At 68.6% G+C, this 7322-nt stretch carries 8 protein-coding genes; 7 read left to right on the forward strand and 1 reads right to left on the reverse strand.

Features of this window, described 5'->3' with window-relative positions; genetic code table 11:
- Positions 1-2: 2 nt before the first annotated feature.
- The 4 genes from IEX49_RS06410 to IEX49_RS06425 all read left to right on the forward strand — a co-directional run bounded on the left by IEX49_RS06410 (position 3) and on the right by IEX49_RS06425 (position 3530).
- A complete protein-coding gene (locus IEX49_RS06410) occupies positions 3-1271 on the forward strand; it encodes a CaiB/BaiF CoA transferase family protein (protein WP_229672320.1) in 1269 nt (422 codons plus the stop codon).
- The gene (locus IEX49_RS06415) at positions 1268-2131 is read left to right on the forward strand and encodes an enoyl-CoA hydratase/isomerase family protein (RefSeq protein WP_188805345.1); all 864 of its coding nucleotides are present in this window, start codon (positions 1268-1270) and stop codon (positions 2129-2131) included. The genes IEX49_RS06410 and IEX49_RS06415 overlap by 4 nt, the downstream gene beginning before the upstream one ends.
- Positions 2128-2841, forward strand: coding sequence for a MarR family winged helix-turn-helix transcriptional regulator (locus IEX49_RS06420; RefSeq protein ID WP_188805347.1), 714 nt, complete (start codon positions 2128-2130; stop codon positions 2839-2841). The genes IEX49_RS06415 and IEX49_RS06420 overlap by 4 nt, the downstream gene beginning before the upstream one ends.
- A gap of 152 nt (positions 2842-2993) precedes the next feature.
- Positions 2994-3530, forward strand: coding sequence for a CarD family transcriptional regulator (locus IEX49_RS06425; RefSeq protein ID WP_188805349.1), 537 nt, complete (start codon positions 2994-2996; stop codon positions 3528-3530).
- A 26-nt stretch (positions 3531-3556) separates the two neighbouring features.
- Here the strand turns inward: IEX49_RS06425 and IEX49_RS06430 are convergent, their stop codons facing one another.
- Positions 3557-4468: a PaaI family thioesterase gene (locus tag IEX49_RS06430; protein WP_188805350.1), complete on the reverse strand. Its 912-nt coding sequence runs from the start codon at positions 4466-4468 to the stop codon at positions 3557-3559.
- A gap of 359 nt (positions 4469-4827) precedes the next feature.
- On the opposite strand from IEX49_RS06430, the gene ectA reads away from it, so the two are divergent.
- The 3 genes from ectA (at position 4828) to IEX49_RS06445 (ending at position 7280) form a co-directional block, all read left to right on the forward strand.
- On the forward strand, positions 4828-5247 hold the full coding sequence (ectA, locus tag IEX49_RS06435) for a diaminobutyrate acetyltransferase (protein ID WP_229672322.1): 420 nt from the start codon (positions 4828-4830) through the stop codon (positions 5245-5247).
- A 165-nt stretch (positions 5248-5412) separates the two neighbouring features.
- Entirely contained in the window at positions 5413-6711 is a 1299-nt protein-coding gene (ectB, locus tag IEX49_RS06440; RefSeq protein ID WP_188805352.1) for a diaminobutyrate--2-oxoglutarate transaminase, read from the forward strand.
- Between the two features lie 125 nt (positions 6712-6836).
- On the forward strand, positions 6837-7280 hold the full coding sequence (locus IEX49_RS06445; protein WP_188805353.1) for an ectoine synthase: 444 nt from the start codon (positions 6837-6839) through the stop codon (positions 7278-7280).
- The last annotated feature ends 42 nt before the right edge of the window (positions 7281-7322 follow it).

Consider the following 7322-nt stretch of genomic DNA (forward strand, 5'->3'; position numbering starts at 1 on the left):
GCATGATGGACAAGATTGCGGACAACACCGTGCCCGACGGCGGCGGGTCACCCGCCGCGGCCGGCGCAGCCCTGCCGCTGGCCGGGATCACCGTGATGGACCTGTCCCGGGCCCTGGCGGGACCGTACTGCACGGCGCTGCTGGGCGACCTCGGAGCCGACATCATCAAGGTGGAGTCCGCCAAGGGCGGGGACTCCACCCGGTCCTGGCCACCGTTCGAGGACGAGCACTCGCTCTACTTCGACTCCACGAACCGGAACAAGCAGTCGATCGCGGTGGACTTCTACACCGAGCAGGGCCGTCAGCTGCTGTGGGACCTCGCGGTGTCCGCGGACGTGCTGGTGGAGAACTTCCGCCCCGGGGTACTGGCCACCATGGGCCTGGACCCAGAGGCGTTGCGCCAGGCGAATCCCGGTCTGGTGATCGCCTCCGTCTCCGGCTTCGGGACCACCGGCCCGCTGGCTCAGGCGGCCGGACTGGACCAGGTGGCCCAGGGCATGTCTGGGCTGATGTCCGTGACGGGCCCGGACGCGGACTCTCCCACCCGGGTGGGGGTGCCGGTGATGGACCTCTACGCGGGCGTCTTCACCGCGGTGGGGATCTGTGCCTCGCTGGCCGGCCGCGCCGGCAACGGCGGGCAAGGCCACGAGGTGGGGACCTCCCTGCTGGAGGCCGGACTGGCCGTCTCGGCGTTCCAGGGCCAGAACTACCTGTCCACCGGCACCGTCCCGGTGCCGCAGGGCAACAACCATCCCGTGCTCTCGCCCTACGGGGTATTCCGGACGGCCGACATCCCGGCGATCATCGCGGTGGGCAACCAGGCCCACTGGAAGAAGTTCTGCGCGATCATCGGCGCACCCGAGCTCGAGGAGGATCCGCGCTTCGCCCTGGGACGTGATCGCTCGGAGCACCGGGCCGAGCTGACCGAGCAGATCGAACAGAAGTTGATGACCCGCCCCGGGCTGGAATGGATCGAGGCCTTCCGCGCCGCGGGGATCCCCACCGGGCCCATCTACACCTATGCCCAGGCCTTCGAGGACCCCCAGGTGCAAGCCTTGGACATGGTGCAGACCGTGACGCGAACGGACGGCTCGGCCCTGCCGCTGCTGCGCGGGCCGCTCAGCATCGACGGCACCGCCACCGGCGTGCGCAAGTCACCACCGGCGCTGGGCGAGGACACGCGCTCCGTGCTCGAGGGCCTGGGCCTGGACGAGGGCCAGATCGCAGGCCTCGTCGAGGCAGGCATCGTGCAGGAGACGGTGCGGTCATGACCGAGACCACTGCGTCTGGGGGATCGGTGGAGGTGTCCCAGTCGGGGTCCATTGCCACCCTCACCCTGTCCAATTCCGGGCGGCGCAACACCATGACGGAGGCCATGTGGCGGGCCCTTGAGCCGGCCTGCGCCCGACTGGCCGATGACGCATCGGTGCGGGCCGTCGTCGTCCGCGGGGCCGGAACGGATTTCTCCGCCGGGGCGGACATCTCCGATCTGCGCGCCATCCTGCGGGACGAGGACTCCGGTCACCACGACGGCGGCGCCGTGGCCGCCGGCGAGGCGGCCCTGGCCGGGCTGCACAAGCCGACCATCGCCGCCGTCGAGGGCTACTGCCTCGGGGGTGCCTGGCAGATCGCGGCGGCCTGTGACATCCGGCTGGCCTCGTCCGGGGCGACCTTCGGGATCACCCCGGCGAAGATCGGGATCGTGTACCCGACGGCCGGGATCGAGCGGCTCGTGCGCATCGCCGGGCCGGCCACCGCCAAGTACCTCCTGTTCAGCGGCGACTTCGTGGACGCCGAGCGGGCCCGCGTGCTCGGCCTGGTCCAGGCGGTCCACCCCGCCGAGACCTTCTGGGACGAAGTGGACGCGTTCGTGCAGCGGCTCGCCGCCCGGTCCCAGCTGTCCATCCAGGCTATGAAGGACATCGTGGACACCATTGATGCGGCGGGCGCCGGAGATGACAGCGGAGCGGAACTGCGGGACGCCAGCGACCACTGGCAGCACCTGATGGCCACCGCCGGAGACGCCGAAGCCGGGGTCGGAGCCTTCCTGGCCAAGAGGACCCCCGAGTTCACCTGGAACGGCGGCCGGGACACCCAGCGGCGAACCAGGACGGGGGAACCCGCCTCGTGACCCCCCCGCTCCAGCACGATCCCGTGGCGCAGGCCCACCAGAACTGGGTGGGCCACGGATGGGACGAGTCTGCTGACGCCATGGCCGCGGTGACCTCCCTCTTCCGCGTGCAGCAGATCCTGATGGCCCGGATCGACGCCGTGCTGCGGCCTCTGGACCTGACCTTCGCGCGCTTCGAGATGTTGACCCTGCTGGGGTTCTCCCGGACCGGGGCGATGCCGCTGGCCAAGGCCTCGAGCCGGCTCCAGGTCCATCCGACCTCCGTCACCAACACCGTGGAACGACTGGGCCAGGCCGGGCTCGTGGAACGCCGGCCGCACCCCACGGACGGCCGGGCCAACCTCATCGCCATCACGCCGCAGGGCCGCGATGTGGCCCTGCAGGCGGCGCGTGAGCTCAATCGCGAGGTCTTCTCGGACGTCGGCCTGCCTGCGAGGGACCTGACGGGCCTGAACCGCATCCTCGGCACCCTGCGCTTCGCGGCGGGGGACTTCGCCGAGCCCAGTGCGCTGATGGGCGGCAGCGCCCCGGACACCGAATCCGGCGTGGTCACGGACGCCGCTTCAGGTTCCCGCGCCGGGGCCAGCGAGGCGGCCACGGAGGTCGCGGTCGGCATGGGGGAGGAGGGGGCCACCCCGCCGGGGCGCATGCCGGACCAGGCCGGCACCGAGCCCGCGCGGCCGCGCAAGCGCAGGTTGCCGAGAGCATAAGGCATCATGTCGCCCAGTGCACCCAAGGACACGCCGCCGACTTGTTTTCTGAAACAAATAATGAGAAAATGAATTGGTCATTTTCCCGGTGGTGCGCTTCTGCTTGCCCCGGTGACATCTCGGTGTAAGCAACAGGAAGGTGCATCCCACCCATGCGTCTGGTTCCCGGTCAGTTTGTTGTCCATCCCCACCACGGCCCCGCGATCGTCCTCGATCGCCAGGTCCGGCAATTGAAGGGCAAGGACGTCGCGTATGTGGAACTGGACATCCAGGACAAGGGCTTGCGCATCTCCGTTCCCGAGTCGATGGTCAAGGACATCGGTGTCCGCGATGTCAGCAGCCACACGCAGGTGCGCAAGCTGATGTCCCTGCTGGCCAAGCCCAGTGAGCACGTCGAGGAGCAGTGGTCCCGCCGGCTGAAGGCCTTCCAGGAGAAGTTGGCGACCGGAGACCTGCCCCGCGTGGCCGAAGTGGTCCGCGACCTGCACCGCCGCCAGGCCGAGAAGGACCTGTCCATGGCCGAGCGCACCCTCTACCGTGATGCCGTGGAGATCCTCGCAGCCGAGGTCGCCATCGTCCTGGACATCTCCGTGGTCGAGGCCGAGGACGTCATGGTCCAGGCCATTGACGGCACCCCACTGAAGGACCTGGGCCTGGATCGTGGCAAGGAGTCCAAGCAGGCTGCCTGACCGGTCCTGCCGTTTCGCCGCGCCCGTCAGCGTACGGCGCGGAACACCGCTGCGGCCTGGACGAACGGCTTGGTCTGGGCGAGATGCCCGACGCCGGACCCGCCGGCTACCAGCTCGACGTCCACGATGCGCAGGGAGCGCCCGGCGTGGCGCACCCGGGTGCGGGCGGCGATGGGGCCCCCGGCCGGCCGGAGGAACAGGACGCGCAGTGACTGCAGATCGAATTCCGTCCGGTCCGGCATGGCCTGCTGTGCCGCCAGGCCGGACATGATGGTCAGCGCCCCACCGTGCACCGCGCCCTGGGGGTTCATCAGCTCGTCGTTCTCGGCAAACTGCGGACCGTCCTGGAAGTGGTCGGTGACGGAGGGCCGTTCGTCCGCGTCCTCGTCCGGCACGGTGCCGCCGTGCATGCCCATGAGCGAGGCCAGGGGCACCTCCGTCTCTGGGCCGAGCGGGAGCGATGCGAGTCGCCTGTATTGGTCCGCTGTGGCACTGGAGCTCGGGCCGACGCCCTGGAACCACCCCGTGGCGTGGACGTAGACCGTCCCTTCGGCGTCTTCCAGGGTGGCCTGGGCCATGCCGCCCAGGGAGTCGACGGCGGCCGCGCTCGCCCAGGAGTCCAGGACGGTCTCCTCGGCTGGGAAGGGGAGGCTGAAGTTGAGCTGCAGCTCGGTGGTGACGATCCAGTCCCGGCCCGGGGCGGCCGCGCGGATGGCCCGGGCCAGTGTGTTGTCCAGGACTACGGCGGCGGAGAGCCCGCTGGGACGCCCCTCGGTATCCCTGGACCAGGGTCCCGTTCTCAGGGTGCCCGTCCGCTCCAGCGCCCCCTGCTGCTGTGCCTCGAACAGCTGGACGCGCATCAATTGCTCGGTGCGGCCGAGCAGGTGTGGGCGTGCTGCGAGGGGCAGCGCTGTGATCTGCGAGGTCGAGTAGGTCATTCCAGCAACCTAGCCCAGATGCGTTCGGCTCCCAGCCGTTGTGACGGGGCTCATAGCACGCTATTCTCAGGGTTGCAAAGATAACGGAATGATAAAGATCTCATGACGCCCGTTCGGCCTCGAAAGATTTGCCCGGGCAACCGCGTCAGCTATGGGATGCGGCGGCGTGTCGGGCAGGGCGATACTCGGCGGTAGAAGAGGCCAAAACCCCGGAAATCCGCCCGACCGGGCTTGAAATCAGATTTCATCTCGTTAGGTTGGAGGGGATGGCAGATGATGCAGACACAGCACTGACCACCCGACCGACAGCCCCCGTGCTCCGCCCTCCGCAGACTGAGGATGGAGCGGCGTTGTGGCACATGACCAAGGACTCGAAGGTCCTCGACCTCAACTCGTCCTACTACTACCTGCTCTGGTGCCGGGACTTCGCCGACACCACCGTGATTGCCGAGATCGACGGCGAGCCGGCCGGCTTCGTCACCGGCTACCTCCGGCCTGACGCCCCCACCACGCTGATGGTGTGGCAGGTGGCCGTGACCGAGGCGGCCCGAGGCCATGGGCTGGCCTCCCGCATGTTGGACGAACTCGTCGCCCGCACCTCCGCCGCGGCGCTGGAGACCACCATCACGGATGACAATGCGGCCTCCCAGCGGCTGTTCGCCAGCCTCGCCGAGCGCTTCGGAGCGGATCACCAGATCACCCCGCTGATCACCGCGGAGATGTACCCGGACGGACATGACACGGAATACCTTCACCGCATCTCGCCCCTCGCAGACTAGTCGCGCCGTCAACGCGTCCTAGCTGCCGACACCGTGCAGCGGCCTCGCCCTGCGGCCGGCAAGCCCCAGCGCGACCCGAACTTGAATCCATCACCACTCGCCATCGCCCCCACCGACCATGCAGGCCGTCCACCACACGGATGCCTGCCAAGAAAGGGATGAACCATGGACACCACCGTCTTCACCACCATCGAATCCGAGGTCCGCAGTTACAGCCGCGGCTGGCCCACCGTCTTCACCCAGGCCAAGGGTGCCGTCCAGACCGCCGAGGACGGCACCGAGTACCTGGACTTCTTCTCCGGTGCCGGCGCGCTGAACTACGGGCACAACCACCCGCTGCTGCAGAAGGCCCTGGTCGAGTACCTCACCAGCGATGCCCCGGTGCACTCCCTGGACATGATGACGCCGGCCAAGCGGGACTTCCTGCAGACCTTCAGCGACGTCATCCTGAAACCGCGCGGACTGGACTACAAGGTCATGTTCCCCGGCCCGACGGGCACCAACACCGTGGAGGCCGCCCTCAAGCTGGCCCGCAAGGTGACCGGCCGCCAGCACATCCTGTCCTTCACCAATGCGTTCCACGGCATGACCCTGGGCTCCCTGTCCGTGACGGGCAACTCGATGAAGCGCAAGGGCGCCGGCATCCCGCTGACCAACAGCTCGAAGATCCCGTATGACGACTACTTCAACGGTGAGACCGAGGACTTCATGTGGCTGGAGCGTGTCCTGGAGGACTCCGGCTCCGGCGTGGACAAGCCGGCCGCCATCATCGTGGAGACCGTCCAGGGCGAAGGCGGCGTGCGTGCCGCCCGCCTCGAGTGGCTCAAGCAGCTCTCGGATCTGTGCGGCAAGCATGAGATCCTGCTGATCGTGGACGACGTCCAGGCCGGCTGCGGCCGGACCGGCTCCTTCTTCAGCTTCGAGGAGGCCGGCTTCACCCCGGACATCGTCTGCGTCTCCAAGTCGATCTCCGGTTACGGCCTGCCGATGGCCCTGACCCTCTTCCGCTCCGAGCTGGACGTGTGGGAGCCCGGCGAGCACAACGGAACCTTCCGCGGCAACAACCCGGCGTTCGTCACCGCCACCGCCACCCTGAAGGAGTTCTGGGCCGACGACTCGTTCCAGAAGGGACAGCTGGCCGAGGCCATCGCCACCGTGCACGGTGCCCTGGAACAGATCGCCGCCTCCGTGGACGGTGCCTCCGTCCGGGGCCGCGGACTGCTGGCCGGCCTGCACTTCGCGGACACGGAGGTGGCCAACAAGGTGGCCGCCGAGTCCTTCCGGAACGGCCTGCTCGTGGAGACCTCCGGTCCCGACGATGAGGTCTTGAAGCTGATGCCGGCCCTGACCACCCCGAAGGACCAGCTGGAGCGCGGCATGGGCATCATCGCCGCCGCCGTGGCCAAGGTGACCGGCACCGACGTCGCCTATCAGCCGGGAGCCGGCGCGCTCGCCGCCGCCTGAGTCCCCCAGCGCCCGGGCGCTTTCCTCCACGGCACCGACGGCGGTACGTTGTGCGGCACACGCCGCGCCGGCCGCCGTCGTGCCCCCTGCAGATGTACCAACCGTCCTGACCGAAAGGAATCCACATGCTGGTGACCAACCTGAACGACCTGAACGACACCGAGCGCGACATCAAGTCCGAGACCTGGCGCTCACGCCGCATGGTGCTGGCGCGCGAGGGCGTCGGCTTCTCCTTCCACGACACCGTGATCTATGCCGGCACCACCTCGACGTTCCACTATGCGAACCACATCGAGGCCGTGTACTGCGTGCAGGGTGAGGGCACCCTGACCAACGAGGTGACCGGTGAGGTACACGAGCTCAAGGACGGCACCATGTACCTGCTGGACGGCAACGAGAGGCACACGGTGCGCGCCACCACCGAGCTGCGCATGGCCTGCGTCTTCAACCCGCCGGTGACCGGCCGCGAGACCCACGACGCCAATGGCGTCTACCAGCTGGTCTTCGAAGAGGGCTCGGACCGCAAGGTGCCGAAGAAGGCCAACGTCGAAACTGAGGCAATGGCGTGATGGCCTGATCCGAACCCCTGGCCCACGACGGCGGCGCGTCAC

It is taken from the genome of Citricoccus zhacaiensis, assembly GCF_014645315.1.
GTDB lineage: Bacteria > Actinomycetota > Actinomycetes > Actinomycetales > Micrococcaceae > Citricoccus > Citricoccus zhacaiensis.

Bases quoted from the DNA above. Each gene is read 5' to 3' on its own strand.
- IEX49_RS06410 (WP_229672320.1), top strand. From the start codon at position 3: ATGATGGACAAGATTGCGGACAACACCGTGCCCGACGGCGGCGGGTCA.
- IEX49_RS06415 (WP_188805345.1), top strand. From the start codon at position 1,268: ATGACCGAGACCACTGCGTCTGGGGGATCGGTGGAGGTGTCCCAGTCG.
- IEX49_RS06425 (WP_188805349.1), top strand. From the start codon at position 2,994: ATGCGTCTGGTTCCCGGTCAGTTTGTTGTCCATCCCCACCACGGCCCC.
- IEX49_RS06430 (WP_188805350.1), bottom strand. From the start codon at position 4,468: ATGACCTACTCGACCTCGCAGATCACAGCGCTGCCCCTCGCAGCACGC.
- ectA (WP_229672322.1), top strand. From the start codon at position 4,828: ATGACCAAGGACTCGAAGGTCCTCGACCTCAACTCGTCCTACTACTAC.
- ectB (WP_188805352.1), top strand. From the start codon at position 5,413: ATGGACACCACCGTCTTCACCACCATCGAATCCGAGGTCCGCAGTTAC.
- IEX49_RS06445 (WP_188805353.1), top strand. From the start codon at position 6,837: ATGCTGGTGACCAACCTGAACGACCTGAACGACACCGAGCGCGACATC.